Origin of the sequence: Hansschlegelia sp. (genome assembly GCF_035538955.1) — a bacterium.
GTDB lineage: Bacteria > Pseudomonadota > Alphaproteobacteria > Rhizobiales > Methylopilaceae > Methylopila.
Map to the genome: position 1 here is coordinate 75,334 of NZ_DATLJK010000017.1, position 23,314 is coordinate 98,647.

Below are 23,314 nucleotides of genomic sequence, written 5' to 3' on the forward strand. Positions count from 1 at the left end.
ATGCAGGTTCACGAGCTTCCCACCACCGACATGCCCGCGCTCGCCGAACGGCTCGCGGGCCTGCCGCATCTCGTCTTCCTCGACAGCGCGATGCCGCACGCCACGCTCGGGCGCTATTCCTATCTGGCGGCCGACCCCTACGCGGTGCTCGACGCCCGCGACGGCGGCGCGACGCTCGGCGGGGAGCCCGTCGGGGACGCTTTTACGGCGCTCGGCCGCGCGCTCGAGTCCATGCGGGCCGCGCCGCACCCTGATCTGCCGCCTTTCCAAGGCGGCGCCGCCGGTTTCGTCTCCTATGAGTATGGCCGTCGCCTGGAGAGGCTGCCCGCGCCGGAGGTCGACGATCTCGGCGTCCCGGACGCGATCCTGCCGCTCTACGACTGGGTCGTCGCCTGCGACCACGCCAAGGGCAGGGCCTGGCTGATCTCGACCGGCGCGCCGGCGCCGGAGGGCCGCGCGCGCGACGATCGCGCGAAGGCGCGGGCGGAGCAGGCGCTGGTCTGGCTGTCGCGTCCGGCGGCGACGAGAAAACCCGCGCTCCCGGCGGCGCCGCTCAGCTTCGCGTCGAACTTCGACCGCGCCGCCTATGTGGCGGCGATCGCCCGGACCGTCGAATACGTGCTCGCCGGCGACATTTTCCAGGCGAACGTCGCCCAGCGCTTCCTGGCCGATCTGCCAGAGGGCTTCGATCCCTGGGCGTTCTACCGGCGCCTCAGGACGCGCAACGCCGCGCCCTTCGCGGCCTATCTGGATTTCGGCGACGTGGTGGTGGCGTCGAGTTCGCCAGAGCGCTTCGTGCGGGTCGAAGGCGACCGCGTCGAGGCCCGGCCGATCAAGGGCACCGCGAAGCGTTGGACGGACCCGATCGCCGACGGCTCGTCGTCGCGCGCGCTGCTCGGGTCCGAGAAGGACCGCGCCGAGAACGTCATGATCGTCGACCTGCTGCGCAACGACCTGTCGCGCGTTTGCCGGCCGGGCACGGTCGAGGTCCCGACCCTGTGCGGCCTTGAGACCTACGCGTCGGTCCATCACCTCGTCTCGGTGGTCACCGGTCAGCTGCGCGAGGGGCTCGGCGTCGTCGATCTGCTGCGCGCGAGCTTTCCGGGCGGCTCCATCACAGGCGCGCCAAAGCTGCGCGCCATGGAGATCATCACCGAGATCGAGCGCCACGCCCGCGGCGTCTATTGCGGATCGATCGGCTGGATCGGCTTTTCGGGCGACGCCGATTTCAACATCGCGATCCGGACCGCGACCATCGCCAAGGGCAAGGCGCTGTTCCAGGCCGGCGGCGGCATCACGGCGCTGTCGGACCCGGCGGCCGAATATGACGAGACGCTCACCAAGGCGCGCGCCGTGTTCGACGCCTTCGGCGGTCGGCTCGCCGAGCAGGCCGAGGGCGCGCGGCCGCTCGCGGCGGCGGGAGGCCTCAGGTGATCCTCGTCCTCGATAATTACGACAGCTTCGTCTTCAACCTCGCGCGCTATTTCGAGGAGCTCGGCCGCACGACCGAGGTCGTCCGCAACGACGCCGTGACGGTGGAGGAGATCGAGCGCGCGCGGCCCGACGCGATCGTGATCTCGCCCGGTCCGTGCACGCCGAACGAAGCTGGCGTCTCGCTCGAGCTGATCCGCCGGCTGTCGGGCGCGATCCCGATCCTGGGCGTCTGCCTCGGCCATCAGGCGATCGGCCAGGCGTTTGGCGGCCGGGTCGAGCGGGCGCGCCGGCCGCTGCACGGCCGCGCCTCCCGGGTCCGGCATGACGGGACGGGCCTGTTCGAGGGGCTGCCGAACCCGGTGTCGGTCGCGCGCTATCATTCGCTGATCGTCGAGTTCGACGAAGGCTATGCCGGGCCGCTCGCCGTCACGGGCCGGTCGGAGGAGGGCGAGGCGATGGCGCTCGCCCATGCCGAACACCCGACCTTCGGGGTCCAGTTCCACCCCGAATCGATCCTCACCGAGGGCGGGCACAAGCTGCTCGAAAACTTCCTCGCCATCGCCGAGCGCCGGCAGCCATGCACCGCCTGAACGGGGTCCCGGTCGAAAAGGGCGCCGTCGCCTTCGACCTGTCGGATCGGGGCCTCACGCTAGGCGACGGGCTGTTCGAGACGATCGCGGCGTTCGACGGCCGGCCGGCGCTGCTAGAGGCGCATCTCGACCGGCTCTCCGCCGCCGCCGCCGAAATCCGCCTGCCGGTGGACCGCGACTTTCTCGCCGCGGAGGTGGCGGCGCTGGCGCAGCCCGGGACCGACGCCGTGATCCGGCTGACCGTCACGCGCGGCGGCGGCGCGCGCGGCCTCGCGTTCCCGGGCGATCCAACGCCCACGGTGATCGCGTCCGCGTCCGCCTACCCGAAGGCCGCGCTGTTCTCGCCGGCGCGCCTCGCGGGCGTGTCGGTCCGGCGCAACCCGACGTCCTTCGCGTCCCGCGCTAAGACGCTGTCTTATCTCGACAATGTGATCGCCTTCGACGAAGCCCGCGCCGCCGGCGCCGACGACGCGCTGATGCTGAACGTCGCGGGCCGCGTCGGCTCGACCGCGATGGCCAATCTGTTCGCGATCCTCGGCGACGAACTCGTCACGCCGCCGCTCTCGGAAGGCGTTCTGCCGGGGATCATCCGGGCCGCAGCGCTGGAGCTCGCGCCGACCGTCGGGCTCGAGCCGGTGGAGCGCGCGCTGGCGACGGAAGAGCTCATGCGCGCCGACGCCGTCTTCGCCACCAACAGCGTCCGGCTGGTGATGACGGTGAAGTCCATCGACGGCGCGGAGATTTCCGGCGCGGCGGAGCCGCTCGTCGCCCGTCTCGCGTCAGCGATCGCGCATGTCTGCGGCGCGCCGCAGCGCGCCTGAGCCCGGCCGGCCGCTCAGGGCAGCGCGTCGAAGCCCGGGCCGAACCCGTTGAGCGAGACCGGAACCCCGATGCCTTCTTCGGGCGTCTGGAAGATGATGAAGGTCGCCTGCTTGCCCGTCTTGAGCTGGTTCACGAGCTTGTCCTCGAGCACCACCTCGGCGACGCAGCCGTTCGGTAGGCAGCGCACGAAGCCGGCGCGGCCGACCTCCGTCTGGTCGATCCTGAGCCCAAGGCCCGAGGGCAGCAGCACGCCGAGCGGCGCGAGCACGCGCAGCAGGCGGCTCTTCTTGTCGGCGGTCTTCAGCACGATCACCGTCAGGCCGACATTGGGCCGGTCCTCGGCCGTCACGCTCTGGACGAGCGCGCACTGCTCGCCCTCAGCGCCCGGCGGCGTGTCGCACCGCATCTGCCAGTCGCCATGCGTCGCCTTGACGGCGCCCTGAGCTGAGGCCGCGGCCGGCGAGAAGGCGGCGAGGACGGCGGCGAGAATCAGCGCCACGGAGCGTTTCGAGGGCACGTTCGGCGGTCTCCCGGTGCGTGGTGTCTGGGGCGTAACAGAGCCCAAGGCGGTGTCAAGCAAAGCGCGCCCGCCGCAGCCGTTCGCCCTGAGAGCACACGGCGCGGGCGGAATTTCGCGCCCAAATGCCGCATCGCTGCCTACGATTGGTCACATTGAGCTTTCGCGACGCTTATGGTTTCAGAAGTCCGCCAAATTGGGCGCGGACCGCGGCGAGTGTGGCCCGCCGGAACCCAGCACGGCGAAAAGCGGCGCGGCCTCGCTTCCGGCCTTGCGGGGCGGCGCTCGCGCGTGACAACAAAGGGGGCCCTGCCAAAGGGCTTCGGGAAGCGACGAGAGGCTCGCAGACATGCTCCGAACCGGACGTCCGACGACGCTCCTGGCCGCCGCGCTTGCAGCGACGGTCGCAGCCGCCGCTCCGGCCATTGCAGGAGAGGGGCAGCCTTCGCCCTGGCAGATCGGCTTTCAGGACGCAGTGACGCCGATTTTCCATCAGGCGCACAGCTTCCACAGCTTCCTGCTGATCATCATCACAGCCATCGTGCTGTTCGTGCTGGCGCTGCTGGTGATCTGCGTCGTCCGGTTCCGCGAAGAGAAGAACCCGGTCCCGTCGAAGACCACCCACCACACGCTGCTCGAGGTCGCCTGGACGGTGATCCCGGTGCTCATCCTGGTGGTGATCGCGATTCCGTCGTTCCGGCTGCTCTACGCCCAGTACACCCCGCCCAAGGCCGACCTGACGCTCAAGGTCGTCGGCCGCCAGTGGAACTGGGACGTGGTCTATCCCGACGCCGGCGAACTCACGCTCACCCAGATCATGCTGGCGCCCGAAGAGCTTCAGCCCGGCCAACCCTACCGCCTCGCGGTCGACAACACCGCGGTGGTGCCGGTGAACAAGGTGGTGCGCGTCCAGGTCACGGCTGAGGACGTCATCCATTCCTTCGCCGTGCCGTCCTTCGGCATCAAGGCGGACGCGGTGCCGGGCCGTCTCAACGAGACCTGGTTCAAGGCGGAGAAGGAAGGCGTCTACTACGGCCAGTGCTCGGAGCTTTGCGGCCTGCAGCACGCCGGCATGCCGATCGCGATTCAGGTCGTGAGCGAAGACACGTACAACAAGTGGCTCGATGCGGCGAAGACCGACACCGAAGCCGCCAAGAAAGTGCTCCAGCAGGCGAGCGCAGGCTCCCTGACGTCCGTCGCGTCGCGTTGACGGCCTGAAAGAAGACTGAGGAGACGATCGCCATGGCCACAGCAGCGACGCACGGGCACACGCCGGCTCATCATGCGCACCCGACGGGTTGGCGCCGGTACGTCTATTCGACGAACCACAAAGACATCGGGACGATGTACCTGATCTTCGCGATCTGCGCCGGCATTCTCGGCGGCGCGCTGTCGATCGGGATCCGCATGGAGCTGCAGAACCCGGGTCTGCAGATCTTCGGCGATGAGAACGTCTTCAACGCCTTCGTGACCTCGCATGGCCTGATCATGATCTTCTTCATGGTCATGCCGGCGATGATCGGCGGCTTCGGGAACTGGTTCGTGCCGCTGATGATCGGCGCGCCCGACATGGCGTTCCCGCGCATGAACAACATCTCGTTCTGGCTGCTGATCCCGGCGATCGGCCTGCTGATCACCTCGATGTTCGTGCCCGGCGCTGCCGGCGCGCACGGCGTGAGCGGCGGCTGGACGATCTATCCGCCATACTCGACCACCGGCCAGCCCGGCCCGGCGATGGACTACGCGATCCTGTCGCTGCACATCGCGGGCGCGTCGTCGATCCTCGGCGCGATCAACTTCATCACCACGATCTTCAACATGCGCGCCCCGGGCATGACGCTGCACAAGATGCCGCTGTTCGCCTGGTCGGTGCTGATCACCGCCTTCCTGCTGCTGCTGTCGCTGCCGGTGCTCGCCGGCGCGATCACCATGCTGCTGACGGACCGCAACTTCGGCACGACCTTCTTCAGCCCGTCGGGCGGCGGCGATCCGATCCTGTTCCAGCACCTGTTCTGGTTCTTCGGCCACCCGGAAGTGTACATCCTGATCCTGCCAGGCTTCGGCATGATCAGCCACATCATCTCGACCTTCTCGAAGAAGCCGATCTTCGGCTATCTCGGCATGGCCTATGCGATGGTGGCTATCGGCGTCGTCGGCTTCGTGGTGTGGGCGCACCACATGTACGTCTCCGGCATCTCGGTGAACACGCAGGCCTACTTCGTGTTCGCCACGATGGTGATCGCGGTGCCGACGGGCGTGAAGATCTTCTCCTGGATCGCGACCATGTGGGGCGGCTCGATCTCGCTCCGCACCCCGATGATCTGGGCGATCGGCTTCATCTTCCTGTTCACAGTCGGCGGCGTCACCGGCGTCGTGCTGGCCAACGCCGGCATCGACCGCTCGCTGCACGACACCTACTACGTGGTCGCGCACTTCCACTACGTGCTGTCGCTCGGGGCCGTGTTCGCGATCTTCGCGGGCTGGTACTACTGGTTCCCGAAGATGTTCGGCTACATGTACAACGAGACGATCGGCAAGGCGCACTTCTGGGTCACCTTCGTCGGCGTGAACCTGGTGTTCTTCCCGCAGCACTTCCTCGGTCTCGCCGGCATGCCGCGCCGCTACGCCGACTATCCGGAGGCGTTCCACGGCTGGAACATGGTCTCGTCGATCGGCTCCTACATCTCGGCGCTCGGCGTGTTCATCTTCCTCTACGGCGTGTTCGAGGCGTTCTCGAAGAAGCGCGTCGCCGGGGCCAATCCGTGGGGCGAAGGCGCCACCACGCTCGAGTGGACGCTGTCCTCGCCGCCGCCGTTCCATCAGTTCGAGACGCTGCCGCGCATCAAGTGACGGAACGCAGGCGGTAGGCGCTCAGGCGCCTTCCGCCACAAACCGGGGATCGCGCCGGGGCGCGGTCCTCTTCAGTTGAGGAACTGCGTTCGGGCGCCGCCGGGGGCGCGTCCGAACGAGCAAGGCGCATCGCCACATGTCGCTGATTCAGGAAGACCGTCTCGAGCGCGCCGCGATCCCGGCCCTGCCGGGGCCGAGCCTCGCGGGCGTCGAGGACTATCTCGCGCTGCTCAAGCCGCGGGTCATGTCGCTCGTCGTCGTGACCGCGCTGACCGGCATCGTCGCGGCGCCGCACGGAATCCATCCGGTGCTGGCGGCGATCTCGCTGCTGTGCATCGCGATCGGCGCCGGGGCGTCGGGCGCGCTCAACATGTGGTGGGACGCCGACATCGACGCCGTGATGGCGCGCACCGCCAACCGTCCGGTGCCGTCCGGCCGGGTGACGCCCGGCGAGGCGCTCGGCTTCGGCGCGACGCTGTCGGCCGGCTCGGTGCTGATGCTCGGCCTCACGGCCAACTGGCTCGCCGCCGGGCTGCTCGCCTTCACGATCTTCTTCTATGTCGTGATCTACACGATGTGGCTGAAGCGCTGGACGCCGCAGAACATCGTGATCGGCGGTCTCGCCGGCGCCATGCCCCCGATGGTGGGCTGGGCCGCGGCGACCGGCTCGGTCAGTCTCGCCAGCGCTGTGCTGGTCGCGATCATCTTCATGTGGACGCCGCCGCACTTCTGGGCGCTGGCGCTGGTCAAGTCCGACGACTATCGCCGCGCCGGCGTTCCGATGCTGCCCTGCGTCGCCGGTCCTGACGAGACGCGGCGGCAGATCCTGCTGTACGCCATCGCGCTCGCGCCGCTCGGCGTGGCGCCGGCCTTCATCGGCCTCGGGGGCCCGGCCTATCTGGCGGTCTCGGTCGGGGTCGGGCTGGTCTTCGTTCAGCGGGCCTGGGTGGTGTGGCGCGTGCGCGAGGGCGACGCCGCCCGGCGCGCCGCGATGGGCCTGTTCGGCTTCTCGCTGCTTCACCTGTTCGCGCTGTTCTTCACGCTCCTGGCCGAGAAGGCGCTCGGCGTCGCCGCGCTGCCCGACCTGCTCGGCGGCTGGATGTGACGCCGTGGCCGATGACGATGAACGAGGCGTCGTCCTCACCGAGGAGCAGAAGCGCCGCCGCCGGTCGCGCAGCCTCGCGATCGCGCTCGCGCTCGCGGCGCTGGTCTGCCTGTTCTACCTCGTGACCATCTTCAAGATGGGCGCGAACGTCGCCAACCGGGCGCTATGAGCGGGGAGGGGCGCGACATGAAGCAGTCCCGTGGGCGCCGCGACGCCGTTGTCGCGCTGAGCTGCGCCGCAATCGCCGCCGCGATGGTGGGCGCGTCGTTCGCGGCCGTGCCGCTCTACGACATGTTCTGCCGCGCGACCGGCTATGGCGGCACCACGCAGGTCGCCGAACAGGCGCCGGCGACGAAGCTCGACCGCGCGATCACCGTGCGTTTCGACGGCAACGTCGCGCCGGGGCTCGGCTGGAAGTTCGGCCCGGAACAGAACGAGATGACGGTGCGGATCGGCGAGACCAAGCTCGCGCTGTTCCGCGCGCAGAACGTTTCGGACAAGCCGATCACCGGCACCGCCACGTACAATGTGACGCCCGAGCAGCTCGGCGGCTACTTCTCGAAGATCCAGTGCTTCTGCTTCACCAAGCAGACTCTGCAGCCGGGCGAGTCGATCGACATGCCGGTGGTGTTCTTCGTCGATCCGTCGCTCGCCGACGATCACGAGCTTGACGGCATCAGCCAACTGACCTTGTCGTACACGTTCTATCCCGACAGCTCGGCCAAATCGGCCTCGGCGGCCGGGCCGGAGCGGCCGAAGACCTGAATGAGCGCGCCCCGCGACGGCCCGGAGAACTGGCCGCGCGGAACCTGAGGAAACCTGGGGGACCCCGATGGCCGACGCCCACGCCAAGCATCACGACTACCACCTCGTCGACCCGAGCCCGTGGCCCTTCATCGGCTCGATCTCAGCCTTCGTGCTGGCGGTCGGGGCGGTCCACTGGTTCAAGGGCGCGCCGCCTTATGTGGCGCTGATCGGCCTCGCTGGCGTGCTCTACACGATGATCGCGTGGTGGCGCGACGTCATCAACGAGGCCAACAGCGGCCTGCACACACGCGTCGTGCAGCTGCATCTGCGCTACGGCATGATCCTGTTCATCGCCTCCGAAGTGATGTTCTTCGTGGCGTGGTTCTGGGCCTATTTCGACGCCGCGCTGTTCCCCGGCGAGGTCCACCAGTTCCAGCGCACGGAGCTCACCGGCGGCGTCTGGCCCCCGAACGGCATCGAGACCTTCGACCCCTGGCACCTGCCGCTGCTCAACACGCTGATCCTGCTGACCTCCGGCACCACGGTGACCTGGGCGCACCACGCGCTGCTGCACAACGACCGGCGCGGCCTGAAGCTCGGCCTGCTGCTGACGGTCATCCTGGGCGTGCTGTTCACCACCTGCCAGGCGATCGAGTACCGGGAAGCCGCGTTCAGCTTCCACGGCAACATCTACGGCGCGACCTTCTTCATGGCGACCGGCTTCCACGGTTTCCACGTGATCGTCGGCACCATCTTCCTGCTGGTCTGCCTGTTCCGCGCCATGGGCGGGGCGTTCACGCCGAAGCAGCATTTCGGCTTCGAGGCCGCCGCCTGGTACTGGCACTTCGTCGACGTGGTCTGGCTGTTTCTGTTCGCCGCCATCTACGTCTGGGGTCACGGTCCGGCCGGCGCTCACTGAGAGCGTTCGCGGGGCTGAACATCGGAGGCCGCCGGCGACCGCCGGCGGCCTCGTCCGTTTGAGGGATGCGCGAATGGACGACGGCCGCGCTGCTCTGTCGACCGGCGCCTCGGTTCTCGCCGGCGCCGCGGGGCGCTGCCCGCGCTGCGGTCGCGGGCGCCTGTTCGAGGGCTACATCAAGCTGCGGCCTTCCTGCTCCGCGTGCGGCCTGGACTTCGGCTTCGCGGACTCCGGCGACGGACCGGCCGTCTTCGTCATGCTGGTCGCGGGCTTCGCTGCGCTCGGCTTCGTCCTGTGGGTCGAGTTCACTTACGACCCGCCGATCTGGGTTCACCTGCTGGTCTCGCTGCCGGTGGTGCTGATCGTCTGTCTCACGCTGTTACGCGCCTTCAAGGGCGCGCTGATCGCGCTCCAGCACCGCCATGACGCCGCCGAAGGGCGGCTCGACCTCTGAGCGCCGCGGTCGCCTCCAGGGGCCGGCTGCTGCGCGCCGGGCTCGCGACCCTCGTGGGCGTCGCGATCCTGATCGGTCTCGGCACATGGCAGCTCGAGCGCCTCGCCTGGAAAAACGCGCTGGTCGCGACGATCGCCGCCCGCATGGCGGCCCCGCCTGCGCCGCTGCCGGCGCCATCGGCGTGGCCGACGCTCGACCTCGACCAGTGGCGCTATCGCCGCGTGCAGGCGGTCGGAACCTTCGATCATGCCCGCGAGGTCCGGATCTATACGCTGCTGACGGACCAGAACGGACCCTATGGAGGCCCCGGCTACTGGATCGTCGCGCCGCTCAGGCTTCGCGACGGCGGCTCCGTGCTGGTCAACCGCGGCTTCGTGCCGGAAGCCAAGGCCGATCCCGCCACGCGCCCGGAGAGCCACGCCTCAGGCGAGAAGACCGTCGTCGGCCTGCTGCGCGAGCCCGAAGACCGCAACATGTTCACGCCCGCGGATGTCCCCGAGAAGCGACTGTTCTTCACCCGCGACCCGCAGGCGATCGCGGCCGCCATCGGTGTCGCCGACGCCGCGCCGTTCACGATCGACGCCGACGCGACGCCCAATCCGGGCGGTCTGCCGCAGGGCGGCGAGACGCGCGTCGCCTTCCCGAACCGGCATCTCGAATATGCGCTGACCTGGTATGGCCTCGCGGCCGCGCTCGTCGCCGTTTTCGCCGCTCTCGCGTGGAAGGTCCGACGAGAGGCACAGCCTTGATCCCTTGCGCGCGTTCAATCGGCATCAGCGGGGTCTTTGCGATCCTCCTGTCCCTCCCATGCCCCGCCTTTGCAGGCGAGGCTCCGACGCTGGAGCGCGGCGGTATAGGGCCGAGGACTGCCAATGCCTCAATGATCGTATTGTGCTCGGATACGCCGACGGTCACGCCTGCGATCGTTTCTGAGTTTGCGAGACGGCTTTACCCGGACCGCGCGCCCCCGAAAGTCCTCACCGGCGGCTCGACCGACATCGGAGGCGACGGCTTTGTTGTCTATGCGTACTTCGGTGGGAAGATCCCCAGCGCGGATCTTAGGCGATGCGCTGCGGCGTTCCCCGCGCGCATAGGAACGGAATTGAGGGATGCCGTAGAGGGAGCGCATCGCGATCTTGGGACGCGGCTCTCCGTCGGGTTGCTGCCACCAAACTATCCTTACAAGCCCGGGCGTGCTTTGTCCGAGAGCAGGTATGCCTACGGCGATCAGTGGGCGTTAGATGTTTCGGTTTCGCTTCTCGACGAAAGGGCTGCTCAGAGGCAGTTCTTATCAAGCTTGTTCGGCTTAACGGCCGATTTCTGCCAAGAGCGCTGCGACGACTTACTCGACGGTATCGCCGACGGCGGTCCCGCTCGCGCGCCCGACCACCAATTCTAAGCGCAAGCCGCTCGCTCTCTCGCTTGCGACGGCATCCACGCGAGCCTAGTTTGAGCCCCCTCAACGCCCGATTACGCGAGTACCGCCTGCCCATGTCTGTCGCCTATGTCTCGACTCGCGGAGAGGCGCCGACGCTCGGCTTTGCCGACGCGCTGCTGGCGGGGCTCGCCCGCGATGGCGGGCTCTATGTTCCGGATGAGTGGCCGACGCTCTCGGCGGAGACGATGGCTGGCTTCGCCGGCAAGCCCTACGCCGAAGTCGCCGAGGCCGTGATCACGCCCTTCGTGGGCGACGCGATCCCGGCCGCGAAGCTCGGCGAGATGATCCGCGAGGCCTACGCGACCTTCCGCCACCCGGCGGTGACGCCGCTCGTCCAGACTGGCGCCAACCGGTTCGTGCTCGAGTTGTTCCACGGTCCGACGCTCGCCTTCAAGGACATCGCCATGCAGCTGCTCGCGCGGCTGATGGACCATGTGCTGGCCGAGCGCGGCCTGCGGACGACGATCGTGGGCGCGACCTCGGGCGACACCGGAGGCGCCGCGATCGAGGCGTTCCGCGGCCGCGACCGGGCCGACGTCTTCATCCTGATGCCGTACGGCAAGGTCAGCGAGGTGCAGCGCCGCCAGATGACGACGCCGACCGAGGCGAACGTCCACGCGGTTGCGATCGACGGCTCGTTCGACGACGCGCAGGCGCTGGTGAAGGCGATGTTCAACCACCACGCCTTCCGCGACCGCATCGCGCTCGGCGGCGTGAACTCGATCAACTGGGCGCGGGTGCTGGCGCAGGCCGTCTACTATTTCGTCGCCGCGGTGGCGCTCGGCGCGCCGCGACGCACGGTCGACTTCGTGGTGCCGACCGGCAATTTCGGCGACGTCTTCGCGGGCTATGTGGCCAAGCGCATGGGCCTGCCGATCGGCCGGCTGGTGGTGGCGACCAACGTGAACGACATTCTGGCCCGCACGCTCGCGACCGGCCGCTACGAGGTGCGCGGCGTCGAGCCCACCACCTCGCCCTCGATGGACATCCAGGTGTCGTCCAATTTCGAGCGGCTGCTGTTCGACGCCTGCGGCCGCGACGCCCAGGCCGTGCGCCGGGCCATGTCCTCGCTGTCGCAGTCGGGCGCCTTCGAGCTCGACGAGGCGACGCTTGCGAACATCCGGATGGATTTCGACGCCGGGCGCGCCGACGAGGCGCAGGTCTCCGAGACCATCGGTCGGCTGAAGCGCGATACCGGCTACCTGCTCGACACCCATACGGCGGTCGCCTACTCGGTCGCGGAGCGGGCCGGGCTTGATCCTGCGACGCCGACGGTCGTGCTCTCGACAGCCCACCCGGCGAAGTTCCCCGAGGCCGTCGAGACGGCTTCCGGCATCCGGCCCGCGCTGCCGCCGCATCTCGCCGACCTGCTTTCGAAGCCCGAGCGGCTGGACCGGCTCCCCAACGATCTTGCGGCCGTCGAGGCCTATGTGGCCGAGCGCGCCCGCGTCACGCGGGAGGCGGCGGCGTGAGCGCGAAGTTCACCATCCTGCCGTCGGGGCTTGCGGTCGTCACCGACCGGATGCCCGAGCTCGGCACCGCCGCGGTCGGCGTCACTTTCGGAGCGGGCGCGCGCGCCGAGGCGTCGGACGAGCACGGCCTCGCGCATCTGCTTGAACACATGGCCTTCAAGGGCACTCGACGGCGCTCCGCGCGCGCCATCGCCGAGGAGATCGAGCAGGTCGGCGGCGACCTGAACGCCGCGACCGGCGTCGAGCAGACCGGCTATTCGGCGCGCGTCATGGCGGGCGACATTCCGCTCGCGCTCGATCTGCTCGCCGACATCGTGGTGGAGCCGACCTTCGACGCCGCCGAGCTCGCCCGCGAGAAGAACGTCATCGTCCAGGAGATCGGCGCGGTCGAGGACACGCCCGACGACCTGATCTTCGACTGGCTGCAGGAGGCCGCCTTCCCAGGCCAGCCGCTCGGCCGCTCGATCCTCGGCACCGAGCAGACCGTCACGGCGCTCGACCAGGACGCGCTCCGGCGATTCCGGGATCGCGGCTATCGGGCGTCGGACGCCGTCGTGGTGGCGGCGGGCGCAGTCGAGCACGACGCTGTGGTGGCCGAGGCCGAGCGCCGCTTTGCGACGCTGCCGGGCGGGGAGGCCCAGAAAGCGTCGGGCGCGCGCTACGCTGGCGGCGACCGCCGCGAGAAGCGCGATCTCGAGCAGTTGCACGTCACGCTCGCTTTCGAGGGTCGCCCGTTCGACGCGCCGGACGCCTACGCCGCGCAGGTGTTCGCGAATCTGGTCGGCGGCGGCATGTCGTCCCGCCTGTTTCAGGAGGTCCGCGAGGAGCGCGGCCTCGCTTATGCGGTCCATGCGTTCCACTGGGGCTATTCGGACACCGGGCTGTTCGGCGTTTACGCCGGCACCGGCGCGGGAGACGCGGCCGACATCCTGCCCGTGATGATCGACGTGCTGCACGAGGCCGCAGACGCCGCGGACGAGCGCGAGGTCGCCCGCGCGCAGGCGCAGATGAAAGCCGGCCTGCTGATGTCGCTTGAGCAGCCGGCCTCGCGCGCCGACCATCATGCGCGCCACCAGCTCGCCTATGGCCGGCCGCTCGACGTCGCCGAGACGATCGCCAAGATTGACGCCGTGACGGTCGAGACCGCGCGCCGCGCCGGCCGCGACATGCTGGCGAGCGCCTTCACCCTGGCGGCGATCGGCCCGATCCGGCGGCTGACCCCGCCTGAACGGCTGGCGGAGCGCCTCGGCGTCCGCGCCACGGCCGCCTGAGGGCGCCCGGTGGCCTTCTTCCGCACGCTCTCTGCGGTGGAGGCGGTTCCGACGCTCTCGGGGCAGGGCGTGTTCCTCCGCGTGCCGCAGATGATCGACTACCCGGCCTGGGCGACGTTGCGCGACGAAAGCCGGGCCTTCCTGCAGCCCTGGGAGCCGACCTGGCCGCATGACGACGTCTCGAGGCTGGCCTACCGCAAACGGCTGAAGCGCTACGTCCGCGAGCTCGAACTCGACCAGGCCTATCCGTTCTTCGTGTTCCGCGAGGACGGACAGCTGGTCGGCGGCGTGACGGTGAGCCAGATCCGCCGCGGCGTCTCGCAGACCTGCTCGATCGGCTACTGGATGGGGCAGCGGCACGCCGGCAAGGGCCATATGACGGCCGCGGTTCGGGCGCTGACGCCCTTCGTGTTCGAGTCGCTCAAGCTGCGGCGGATCGAGGCGGCCTGCCTGCCGCGCAACGCCGCGTCCATTCGCCTGCTCGAGCGTACCGGGTTCAAGCGGGAGGGATACGCCCGCGAGTATCTGTGCATTGCTGGACTTTGGCAGGATCACCTGCTCTACGCGCTTCTTCGCGGCGACGCCGTAGGCTAACGTGCCGCCCGCTTCGCCGTGTTCGGCGGGACGCTGCCGGTTCCGCCGCCTCAGGTCGACGATCGCCGCCAGCCGGCAACAGGGAGAGCTGAGGCGTTGCGTTTTTCCCGCGCCCTCCTTCAGGCGATCGTTCTCGTCGCCGCATTGATTGGCTGGGCCGCGCCCTCCGCGGCGCTGCAGACGCTGTCGCTGCGTCCGGACGACCAGGCGCTCGACCTCACTCAGGCGGTCGAGCGGCCGCAGGGCGAAGCGGACCGCATTCAGGTCGCGACGGTCCCGGGACCGGACGGCATCACCCGGCGGATCGAAGTCCACTCCGAGTCCCCCGGGGACGGCCGGCAATGGGCGGTGTTCTCGCTGAAGAACGAAGGCGACGAGCAGATCGACCGGCTGCTTGTCTCGCCGCATTACCGTTTCGTGGGCTCCGGGGCGCTTTGGCCGGACCTCGGCGAGGAGCGGATCCGGGCCGTCACCGCGAGCCAGGGTTTCCGTCCGGACCGCCAGCAATCGGACGACGCCGACGTCTTCCTGCTCACGCTCGATCCGGGAGCGACGGTCACCTACGTGGTGGAGCTGAGCTCGCCCGAGCTGCTGCAGCTCACCCTGTGGGAGCCCGACGCCTACAAGGACAAGGTCAACTCCTTCACGCTCTATCGCGGCATCCTGCTCGGCATCGGCGGCCTGCTAGCGCTGATCCTGACGATCCTGTTCGTGGTCAAGGGCAGCGTGATGTTCCCGGCGGCGGCCGCGCTCGCCTGGGCGGTGCTGTTCTATCTCGGGGTCGATTTCGGTTTCTGGCGGCGGGTGTTCGATCTTGCGCCTGAGGCCGAGCGGATCCTGCGGGCCGGCAGCGAAGCGACCTTCGTCGCGACGCTGCTGGTGTTCCTGTTCGCCTATCTGCACCTCAACCGCTGGCACGTACGCTACGCCCACGTCATGGGCGGCTGGCTCGTGTTCCTTGTCGCGCTGGTGGCGCTCTCGGCCTATGACGCGCCGATCGCGGCCGGCATCGCGCGGCTGTCGCTGGTCGCGGTCGCGGCGGCCGGCTTCGGCATCATCGTCTGGCTCGCCATGAAAGGCTACGACCGCGCCGTGATGCTGGCGCCCACCTGGCTGCTGCTGCTCGCCTGGGTGGGGGCCGCGGCCGTCGCCGTCGGCGGCGGGCTGGCGAACGAACTCGTCGCCCCGGCCCTCGTCGGCGGGCTGGTGCTGATCGTCCTGCTGATCGGCTTCACGGTGATGCAGCACGCCTTCGCGGGCGGCGCGATCCTGCAGGGCAGCGTCTCGGACATCGAACGCCGCGCGCTCGCGGTCACGGGCGCCGGCGACTATGTCTGGGACTGGGATGTCGAAGGCGACCGCATCCACGCCAGCCATGAGCTCGAGGAAGCGCTCGGGCTGCGCCGCGGCGCGCTGGAGGCTTCGCCGGCCGAATGGCTGCAGCTCGTGCATCCGGGCGACCGCGACCGCTTCCGCGCCGCGCTCGACGCGCTGCTCGAGGAGCGCCGCGGCCGGCTGGTCGAGACCTTCCGGATGCGCGGCGAGGACGGCCACTATTTCTGGTACTCGCTGCGGGCCCGCCCGGTGGTGGGCGCGGATGGCGAGGTGGTGCGCTGCGTCGGCACGCTGCTCGACGTCAACGCCGCAAAGACCACCGAGGAGCGTCTCCTCCAGAACGCGGTGCACGACGCCCTGACGGGTCTGCCGAACCGCGAGCTGTTCGTCGACCGGCTCGACGCCGCGCTCGGCTTCGCGCGGAGCGACCAGGGGCTGCGCCCCGCCGTCATGGTGCTCGACATCGACCGCTACAAGAAGATCAACGAGACGGTCGGGATCGCGACCGGCGACACCATCCTGATCACCGTGGTGCGCCGGCTCTCCCGCCTGCTGAAGCCGCAGGACACGCTGGCCCGGCTGGGCGGCGACCAGTTCGGCGTGCTGCTGGTCTCGGAGCGCGACCCGGCCGCCGTGCCGGCCTTCGCGGACACGCTGAAGCGGACGCTCAGAGCGCCGATCGCGTTCGGCGGCAAGGAGCTGTTCCTGACCGCCTCGATCGGGTTTGCGACGGCCGAGGGCGTGCAGGATGCTTCGGCGGAAGAGCTGGTCAAGAACGCCGAGGTGGCAATGTACCACGCCAAGCGCTTTGGCGGCGACCACATCGAGTCGTTCCGGCCGAACATGCGCGCCGCCACGACCGATCGGCTGCTGATCGCTGGCGAGCTGAACCGCGCGCTCGAGCGCAACGAGATCAAGGTCTTCTACCAGCCGATCGTGCGGCTCGACGATCGTAGCATTGCGGGTTTCGAGGCGCTGCTGCGCTGGGAGCATCCGCGCTACGGCCGCCGCCCGCCGTCGGAGTTCATCGCGATCGCCGAGGAAAGCGGCCTGATCGTCGACCTCGGCCTGTTCGCGCTCGACGAGGCCGCGCGCCAGCTATCCCGGTGGCAGGACGAGGTGCCGGGCGAGCCGCCGCTGTTCATGTCGGTCAATGTGTCGACCCGCCAGTTCCTGCGGCAGGACCTCGTCCAGGACATCAAGAACGTGCTCGCCCGCGTCAATCTGCCGGCCGGCTCGCTCAAGATCGAGCTGACCGAGGGGCTCGTGATGGAGAATCCCGAGCACGCGGCGCAGATGCTGACACGCATGCGCGAGCTCGGCGCCGGCCTCTCGCTCGACGACTTCGGCACCGGGCACTCGAGTCTCGCCTACCTGCAGCGCTTCCCGTTCGACGTGCTGAAGATCGACAAGTCCTTCGTCCGCCCGCGCGGCGGGGGCCAGCGGCCGGTGATCCTGCAGTCGATCATCCGGCTTGCGCACGACCTCGGGATGGAGGCCGTGGCGGAGGGCGTGGAGACGGATTCCGACGCGGTGGAGCTGTTCCATCTCGGTTGCGAATACGCGCAGGGTTACGCCTTCGGCGAAGCGATGGCGGCCGACGCCTGCGACCGCATGCTGGGGCTTGCGCCCGCCGCCGGGGCGGTGCGCCGGGTCATGCAGGGCGCGCTCCGGCGCGTCTGAGACCCGCCGACGCCGACCGCAGCCGCGCGGACAAAAAAAGAGCCCGCGGCGCGGGCTCTTTTGCGGATCGTTCTTCGTGGCGCCCTTCCAGCCAGGAAGGGCGAAGGTCAGCTCTCGAAGCCGCCCTGGATGGTGGCGATGCGCAACATGTTGGTCGCGCCCGGCACGCGCAGCGGCACGCCGGCCGAGATGATCACCCGGTCGCCGTCGAGCGCGAAACCCTCGTCATGCGCGAAGGCGCAGGCGCGGTTCACCATGTCGTCGAGATCATGCGCGTCGGGGGCGAGGATCGAGTGCACGCCCCAGACCAGCGTCAGCCGGCGGCTGGTGTCGACGTTCGGCGTCAGCGCGATGATCGGCGTCTTGGGCCGCTCGCGCGCGGCGCGCCGCGCGGTGGTGCCGCCCGAGGTCCAGCAGATGATCGCCGCGAGGTCGAGCGTCTCGGCGACCTGGCGGGCGGCGGCCGAGATCGCGTCCGCGCCGGTCGCTTCCGGCTCGGCGCGCTGAGCGTCGATGATGCCGCGGTAATACGGATCGCTCTCCACGCTGCGGGCGATGGAGTCCATCATCGCGACCGCCTCGGTCGGATAGGCGCCGGCGGCGGATTCGGCCGACAGCATGATCGCGTCCGCGCCCTCGAACACGGCGGTCGCGACGTCGGATGTCTCGGCGCGCGTCGGCATCGGCTGGGTGATCATCGATTCCAGCATCTGCGTCGCGATGATCACCGGCTTGCCGGCGCGGCGGCAGGCGCGGGTCATCTGCTTCTGCATGCCCGGCACCTTCTCGATCGGCATCTCGACGCCGAGATCGCCGCGGGCGACCATCAGCGCGTCCGAGAGATCAATGATCTCGGTGAGCCGCGTCATCGCCTGCGGCTTCTCGATCTTGGTCATCACCGCGGCGCGGCCCTGGATGATGTCCTTGGCCTCCACGATGTCCTCGGGACGCTGCACGAAGGACAGCGCGATCCACTCGCAGCCGACCTCGAGCGCCGCCTGCAGGTCGGCGTGATCCTTCTCCGTCATCGCGGAGGTCTTGATCATCGTGTCCGGCAGGCTGACGCCCTTGCGGTCCGAAAGCCGGCCGCCGACGATCACCTCGGTGACGGTCTGCGTCGGCGTCGAGGAACGGGCGACGAGCCGCACCTTGCCGTCGTCGAGCAGCAGATGATGCCCGGGCTCAAGCGCCTCGAGGATCTCCGGATGCGGCAGGTGAACGCGCGTCTTGTCGCCGGGCGTCGGATCGGAATCGAGCGTGAAGCTCTGGCCCTTCTCGAGCATCACCGCGCCGTCCGTAAACCGGCCGAGCCTGAGCTTCGGTCCCTGCAGGTCGACCAGGATGCCGATCGGACGGCCAACGTCCTTCTCGATCGCGCGGATCGAGCCGATCAGCTCGCGCATCCGCTCATGCGAGGTGTGGCTCATATTGATGCGGAACACGTCGGCGCCCGCATGGAACAGGCGCGTGACCATCTCGGGCGTCGAGGAGGACGGACCGAGCGTCGCGACGATCTTGACCTTGCGAAGCCGTCTCATCGAACCGAAGAGCCGGAATCGAGGCCTGCCCGGACGCCGGCTGTCGCCGGCGGGGTGGTCGCGCCCGAGGGCGCGGCTGCCGCGGAGTTCGCGGTCGGTTCCGTCAGTTGCACGGTCCAGCTCTTCTGTTCGCCAGTGTCTATTTCGAAAAAGCCCGAGCGTTCATATCCGCGCGCGAGGCAGTCTTCTATGCCCTTGATCGTGAACTCTTTGTCGCGGGTGCACATGTAGGCCTTGCCGTTCCATTCCCCGCCGCGGTCGTAATCGATCGCGTACACATAATAAAAACGGGCGGAGAGCGGCCCGCGCAGAAGGGTCTCGCAGGAGTTCGAGCCGACGTTCCACCAGCCCTCGGTGGACCAGGTCTCGCGGTCCTTGTAGCCGATCGAAACCCCGACCCGGCTGCCCGTCTTGTTGCACAGGCGGAAATCGGCCAGCGCCGGCGACGCAACCGCCGCCAACGCTGCGACCGCGCAGCAGCGTCCGAACAATCGTAGCGCGCGAGAGGAGATGCGGTCGCGAATCAGCATGAGGACGGGGACGCTCGCCTTGGCCTCGTCAGGCGGGGTTGTGCGGCGAGGCGTCAGCGCTGTCAACGAGCACGATCCTGAGGTCATTGACGTTGGTGCAGGTCGGGCCCGTCAGCAGCACGTCGCCGGTCGCCTCGAAAAATCCGGTGCTGTCGTTGTTCTCCAGAAAACGGGCGGCTTCGAGGCCTTTGGCGCGGGCGCGCTCGGCCGTGCCGGAATCCACGACCGCGCCGGCCGGATCCTCGGGCGAACCGCCGCCGCCGTCGGCGCCGTCGGTGTCGCCGGCGAGCGCCGCCCATCCGGGAAGGTCCCCGAGGTCGCGCACCAGCGCGAGCGCATATTCCTGGTTGGGGCCGCCGCGGCCGCCTTCGCCGCGGATCGTCACCGTAAGCTCGCCGCCCGAGATCAGCGCGACCGGGTGATCGAGGCGGCCGAGGCCGCGGGCGATCGCGGCGTGCTCCGCCGCCACCTCGCGGGCCTCGCCCTCGAGATCGGCGCCCACCACCCTGACCTCGACGCCGGCGTCCTCCAGCGTCTTGATCACCGCGGCGAGCGCATCGGCCGGGCGTGAGACCACGATGTATTCGGCATGCGCGAAGGCCGCGTCGCCCGGCTTTGGACTTTCATTCGCCGGCTCGGAAAGCGCCTTCGCCACATCCGGGTGCGGCGTGACCTTGTAGCGCTCGAGCGCCGCGCGCGCGTCGGCGAGCGTCGAGGGGTCCGGCACCGTCGGGCCGGAAGCGATCACCGACGGGTCGTCACGGGGGACGTCCGAGATCGCGAGCGACACCACCCGCGCCGGATGGGCGGCGCGCGCCAGCCGGCCGCCCTTGATGCGCGACAGATGCTTGCGCACGGTGTTGATGGCGTCGATCGGCGCGCCGGAGCGCAGCAGCGCCTTGGTGGTCGCCTGCTTCACCGCGAGGTCGAGTCCGTCCGCAGGCGCCACCCAGTTGGCGGAGCCGCCGCCGGTGATCAGCGCCAGCACGAGATCGTCGGGCCCGGCCTCTTCGGCGAGCTTCAGCGTGTCGGCCGCGCCCTTGAGGCCCGCGGCGTCCGGCACCGGATGCCCGGCCTCCACAACCTTCACGAACTCGGTCGGCCGCGCGTGGCCATGGCGGGTGACCGCGAGACCGGTGAGGCGGTCGGGTCCGAGACCGTACTTCTCGCGATAGAACTTTTCCGCGACCTCGGCGCAGGCGCCCGCGCCTTTGCCGGCGGCGAGCACGATCACACGGCCTTTCGGGGGTGTGGGCAGATGAGGCGGAATGCACACCGCCGGATGGGCTGCGGCCACGCCCGCGTCGAACGCCCGGCGGAGGAGCGAGCGGCGTTCGTCGGGACTCATGGGCGCTGCTCCAAGAGAATGAGGTTCAGGGGACAGGACAGGGCGTTCGGGGCGCCCTTCCTATGGCATCGGGGACGCTGCGTCACTATTGTCCGGCGGGCCATGAGCTGCGACGCATTTTCGCCTGCGACCAAAGACCAAGAGCGACCTTTCGAGGTCGTCGAGGGGCTTCCCGGCTCTCGGCTGCTGATCCTGTGCGACCATGCGTCGAACTATGTGCCGCCCGAGTTCGGCAGCCTCGGGCTCGCCGCGCCGGAGTTCGAGCGGCACATCGCCTATGACATCGGCATGCGCGGCGTCACGCTGGCGCTCGCTCGGCTGCTGGGCGCGCCTGCGGTGCTGTCGCGCTTCTCCCGGCTGGTGATCGATCCGAACCGTGGCGAAGACGATCCGACCCTGCTGATGCGGCTCTCCGACGGCGCCGTGGTGCCCGGCAACGCCAAGGCCGACGCCGACGAGATCGCCCGCCGGATCGCTCGGTTTCACCGGCCGTATCACGAGGCGATCACCGCGCAGCTCGACGCCATCGTGGACGCCGGCGACACGCCGGTGATCCTCTCGATGCACAGCTTCACGCCGGCCTGGAAGGGCGCGCCGCGGCCCTGGCATGTCGGCCTGCTGTGGGACCGGGACGACCGGCTGACGCGGCCGCTGCTCGCGGCGTTGGCGCAGGAGCCCGGGCTTATCGTCGGCGACAACGAGCCCTATGACGGCGCGCTGGTCGGCGACACGCTGCACCAGCACGGCACGCAACGCGGCTTCCCGCACACGCTCGTCGAGATCCGCCAGGACCTCGTCCGCGACGAGGCGGGGCAGACCGAGTGGGCGCTTCGCTTCGCGCGCCTTCTGCCGCCGCTGCTGGACCTTCCGGAGACGCGGCGCATCACGCATTACGGCTCGCGCGCCGAGATCAGGAGATCGAGATCATGAACCAGCTTCCCGGGATCGACGACAGGACCCGCGACGAGCTCGAGGCCGAGGTGCTCCGCCGCCTTGTGCAGCATCTGCGCGACCGGCCGCAGGTGCAGAATATCGACCTCATGAACCTCGCCGACTTCTGCCGGAACTGCCTCTCCAACTGGCTGAAGGACGCCGCCGACGCGCGCGGGCTCGCCCTGACCAAGGAGCAGTCGCGCGAGGCGGTGTACGGCATGCCCTATGAGGAGTGGAAGGCGCGGCACCAGAGCGAGGCGACGCCTGAGCAGCAGGCCGCCTTCGCCGAGAGGCAGCCGAAGCACTGACCGTCCCCGCTATACCCAGGCCGCCGGCCTCCCGCGGCTTGACGGACTCGCGTGGTTCTGCGAACCGGACCCATCCCTCTCAAGGAGGCTTCGGGACGTCCCGAGCGGCGGCGCGCAAGCGGCCGTCGTCGCCTCCGTCACGCTCTGGCAGGAACCGAAGTGGCTCAGGACATCACCAACGACGGCGTCGCCGGCGAGGAGCTGAAGCAGTTCGTCGAACGCATCGAGCGTCTCGAGGAGGAGAAGAAGGGCATCTCCGACGACATCAAGGAGGTGTTCGCCGAGCTCAAGGGCCGCGGCTTCGACGCCAAGATCGTGCGCAAGATCGTCCAGATCCGCCGCCAGGACGCCTCCGAGCGGCAGGAGCAGGAGGCGATCCTCGAGCTCTACCTCCAGGCCCTCGGCATGCAGTGAGGCGGCGCGACCGCCTCAGGCGCCGCCGCCGCGCCTGAACAGGAAGACGCACGCGCCGTCGGTCGCGCCCTCCGCGGGCGGCACGTGGAACTGCTCGGTCATGTAGCGGAACACGGTTCTGGCCGCGGCCGCCGAGAGCGCCGGCTTCCAGAGCCAGACATCGGCCTCCGGGTCGACCTTCTGCGCCCCGAACAGCGCCGCCGGCGCGTCGGCCGCGAGGCCCACCCGCCAGTCGCCCGCGCGGCCGCCGAATTCCTTGATGTACGTCAGGAATTCGAACTTTATCTGCTGCACGCTGAACACCATGGCGGGTCAGCCCGGGGTCGGGTTGAGCCGCGCATGGCGGGAGATCTCCGGCGTCTTCGACCGCCACTGAGCGACCGCCGCCGCGCCGCGCCGCTTCTCGTCCGTGGACATCTGCGAGGCGATCGCTTCGAGCGCGTTGAGCGCATTGCCGACGCCGTGCTGGGCCGCGAGCGAGAGCCACACATAGCCTTCGACGCGGTCCTTCTCGACGCCGACGCCATTGGCGCAGATGAAGCCGAGCCGGGCCTGCGACGGGTAATGGCCGGCTTCCGCGGCGCGGCGGTACCAGCGCATGGCCGCTGCGTCGTCCCGCGCCACGCCCTGACCCTTGGAATAGAGGGTCGCGAGATTGTACTGGGCGAACAGATCGCCCTGTTCGGCCGCCTGCTCGAGCCAGCGCGCGCCCTCGACCGGATCCTGCGCCACGCCCTGGCCCATCGCCAGCATCGCGCCGACATTGGTCTGCGCCAGCACGTTCCCGGCCTCGGCCGCCTTGCGATAGAGCGCGAAGGCTTTCGCGAGCGACGCCTCGACGCCTTCGCCATGAGCGTAGAGCGCGCCGAGCCAGGTGATCGCCTCGACGTCGCCGGCTTCGGCGAGCTCCGAGAACAGCTCGGCGGCCGCGACGAAATCGCCCCGGTCATAGGCCGCGGCGGCCGCGGCGAGCGGCGTCTGTTCATGATAGGCGGCGCGGACGGAGAGCATC

General features: G+C 69.4%; 24 protein-coding genes. 18 read left to right on the top strand and 6 right to left on the bottom strand.

What is annotated here, in order from left to right; genetic code table 11:
• Genes pabB through VM780_RS16385 form a run of 3 tightly spaced genes read left to right on the top strand, consistent with a single transcriptional unit; the run spans position 1 to position 2,845 of the window.
• Positions 1-1,434 carry an aminodeoxychorismate synthase component I gene (gene pabB, locus VM780_RS16375; RefSeq protein ID WP_325449710.1) on the top strand — a complete coding sequence of 478 codons (1,434 nt, stop codon included), beginning with the start codon at positions 1-3 and terminating at the stop codon, positions 1,432-1,434.
• Positions 1,431-2,024: an aminodeoxychorismate/anthranilate synthase component II gene (locus tag VM780_RS16380; protein WP_325449270.1), complete on the top strand. Its 594-nt coding sequence runs from the start codon at positions 1,431-1,433 to the stop codon at positions 2,022-2,024. The genes pabB and VM780_RS16380 overlap by 4 nt, the downstream gene beginning before the upstream one ends.
• Positions 2,012-2,845 carry an aminotransferase class IV gene (locus tag VM780_RS16385; protein WP_325449272.1) on the top strand — a complete coding sequence of 278 codons (834 nt, stop codon included), beginning with the start codon at positions 2,012-2,014 and terminating at the stop codon, positions 2,843-2,845. The genes VM780_RS16380 and VM780_RS16385 overlap by 13 nt, the downstream gene beginning before the upstream one ends.
• Before the next feature lie 14 nt (positions 2,846-2,859).
• On the opposite strand, the gene VM780_RS16390 is transcribed toward VM780_RS16385, so the two are convergent.
• Positions 2,860-3,363 (bottom strand): invasion associated locus B family protein, encoded by a 504-nt coding sequence (locus VM780_RS16390; RefSeq protein WP_325449274.1) that lies wholly within the window; start codon positions 3,361-3,363, stop codon positions 2,860-2,862.
• A 349-nt stretch (positions 3,364-3,712) separates the two neighbouring features.
• On the opposite strand from VM780_RS16390, the gene coxB reads away from it, so the two are divergent.
• From coxB to VM780_RS16450, 12 genes are all read left to right on the top strand, one after another.
• Positions 3,713-4,573 (top strand): cytochrome c oxidase subunit II, encoded by an 861-nt coding sequence (gene coxB / locus VM780_RS16395; protein ID WP_325449276.1) that lies wholly within the window; start codon positions 3,713-3,715, stop codon positions 4,571-4,573.
• A 32-nt stretch (positions 4,574-4,605) separates the two neighbouring features.
• Positions 4,606-6,213, top strand: coding sequence for a cytochrome c oxidase subunit I (ctaD, locus tag VM780_RS16400; protein WP_325449278.1), 1,608 nt, complete (start codon positions 4,606-4,608; stop codon positions 6,211-6,213).
• Between the two features lie 136 nt (positions 6,214-6,349).
• Positions 6,350-7,318 (top strand): heme o synthase, encoded by a 969-nt coding sequence (locus VM780_RS16405; protein ID WP_325449280.1) that lies wholly within the window; start codon positions 6,350-6,352, stop codon positions 7,316-7,318.
• A gap of 4 nt (positions 7,319-7,322) precedes the next feature.
• Positions 7,323-7,487 carry a hypothetical protein gene (locus tag VM780_RS16410; RefSeq protein ID WP_325449282.1) on the top strand — a complete coding sequence of 55 codons (165 nt, stop codon included), beginning with the start codon at positions 7,323-7,325 and terminating at the stop codon, positions 7,485-7,487.
• 17 nt (positions 7,488-7,504) lie between these two features.
• Positions 7,505-8,083 (top strand): cytochrome c oxidase assembly protein, encoded by a 579-nt coding sequence (locus VM780_RS16415; RefSeq protein WP_325449284.1) that lies wholly within the window; start codon positions 7,505-7,507, stop codon positions 8,081-8,083.
• A gap of 67 nt (positions 8,084-8,150) precedes the next feature.
• Entirely contained in the window at positions 8,151-8,984 is an 834-nt protein-coding gene (locus tag VM780_RS16420; protein ID WP_325449286.1) for a cytochrome c oxidase subunit 3, read from the top strand.
• 73 nt (positions 8,985-9,057) lie between these two features.
• Positions 9,058-9,438, top strand: coding sequence for a DUF983 domain-containing protein (locus VM780_RS16425; RefSeq protein ID WP_325449287.1), 381 nt, complete (start codon positions 9,058-9,060; stop codon positions 9,436-9,438).
• Positions 9,439-9,491: 53 nt separating this feature from the next.
• Positions 9,492-10,187 (top strand): SURF1 family protein, encoded by a 696-nt coding sequence (locus VM780_RS16430; RefSeq protein ID WP_325449289.1) that lies wholly within the window; start codon positions 9,492-9,494, stop codon positions 10,185-10,187.
• Positions 10,188-10,929: 742 nt separating this feature from the next.
• Positions 10,930-12,348, top strand: coding sequence for a threonine synthase (gene thrC / locus VM780_RS16435; protein WP_325449291.1), 1,419 nt, complete (start codon positions 10,930-10,932; stop codon positions 12,346-12,348).
• Positions 12,345-13,619: a pitrilysin family protein gene (locus VM780_RS16440; protein ID WP_325449293.1), complete on the top strand. Its 1,275-nt coding sequence runs from the start codon at positions 12,345-12,347 to the stop codon at positions 13,617-13,619. The genes thrC and VM780_RS16440 overlap by 4 nt, the downstream gene beginning before the upstream one ends.
• 9 nt (positions 13,620-13,628) lie before the next feature.
• The gene (locus VM780_RS16445; protein ID WP_325449295.1) at positions 13,629-14,213 is read left to right on the top strand and encodes a GNAT family protein; all 585 of its coding nucleotides are present in this window, start codon (positions 13,629-13,631) and stop codon (positions 14,211-14,213) included.
• A gap of 96 nt (positions 14,214-14,309) precedes the next feature.
• Positions 14,310-17,231, top strand: a complete 2,922-nt coding sequence (locus VM780_RS16450; protein WP_325449297.1) for an EAL domain-containing protein — start codon at positions 14,310-14,312, stop codon at positions 17,229-17,231.
• 107 nt (positions 17,232-17,338) lie between these two features.
• On the opposite strand, the gene pyk is transcribed toward VM780_RS16450, so the two are convergent.
• Genes pyk through VM780_RS16465 form a run of 3 tightly spaced genes read right to left on the bottom strand, consistent with a single transcriptional unit; the run spans position 17,339 to position 20,647 of the window.
• Complete coding sequence (gene pyk, locus VM780_RS16455; protein WP_325449299.1) at positions 17,339-18,769, bottom strand: pyruvate kinase; 1,431 nt, start codon at positions 18,767-18,769, stop codon at positions 17,339-17,341.
• Positions 18,766-19,299, bottom strand: coding sequence for a DUF1036 domain-containing protein (locus tag VM780_RS16460; protein WP_325449301.1), 534 nt, complete (start codon positions 19,297-19,299; stop codon positions 18,766-18,768). Before VM780_RS16460 ends, pyk begins: the two co-directional genes overlap by 4 nt.
• Positions 19,300-19,327: 28 nt before the next feature.
• Positions 19,328-20,647 (bottom strand): glycerate kinase, encoded by a 1,320-nt coding sequence (locus VM780_RS16465; protein WP_325449303.1) that lies wholly within the window; start codon positions 20,645-20,647, stop codon positions 19,328-19,330.
• A gap of 102 nt (positions 20,648-20,749) precedes the next feature.
• Between VM780_RS16465 and VM780_RS16470 the strand changes: the two genes are divergently transcribed.
• The 3 genes from VM780_RS16470 (at position 20,750) to VM780_RS16480 (ending at position 22,302) form a co-directional block, all read left to right on the top strand.
• Entirely contained in the window at positions 20,750-21,577 is an 828-nt protein-coding gene (locus VM780_RS16470; protein ID WP_325449305.1) for an N-formylglutamate amidohydrolase, read from the top strand.
• The gene (locus VM780_RS16475) at positions 21,574-21,888 is read left to right on the top strand and encodes a DUF1244 domain-containing protein (RefSeq protein ID WP_325449306.1); all 315 of its coding nucleotides are present in this window, start codon (positions 21,574-21,576) and stop codon (positions 21,886-21,888) included. Before VM780_RS16470 ends, VM780_RS16475 begins: the two co-directional genes overlap by 4 nt.
• A 159-nt stretch (positions 21,889-22,047) precedes the next feature.
• Positions 22,048-22,302, top strand: coding sequence for a DUF2312 domain-containing protein (locus VM780_RS16480; protein ID WP_325449308.1), 255 nt, complete (start codon positions 22,048-22,050; stop codon positions 22,300-22,302).
• Positions 22,303-22,317: 15 nt separating this feature from the next.
• On the opposite strand, the gene VM780_RS16485 is transcribed toward VM780_RS16480, so the two are convergent.
• Positions 22,318-22,596: a hypothetical protein gene (locus VM780_RS16485; protein WP_325449309.1), complete on the bottom strand. Its 279-nt coding sequence runs from the start codon at positions 22,594-22,596 to the stop codon at positions 22,318-22,320.
• A gap of 18 nt (positions 22,597-22,614) precedes the next feature.
• Positions 22,615-23,313, bottom strand: a complete 699-nt coding sequence (locus VM780_RS16490; RefSeq protein ID WP_325449311.1) for a tetratricopeptide repeat protein — start codon at positions 23,311-23,313, stop codon at positions 22,615-22,617.
• Position 23,314: the final 1 nt, after the last annotated feature.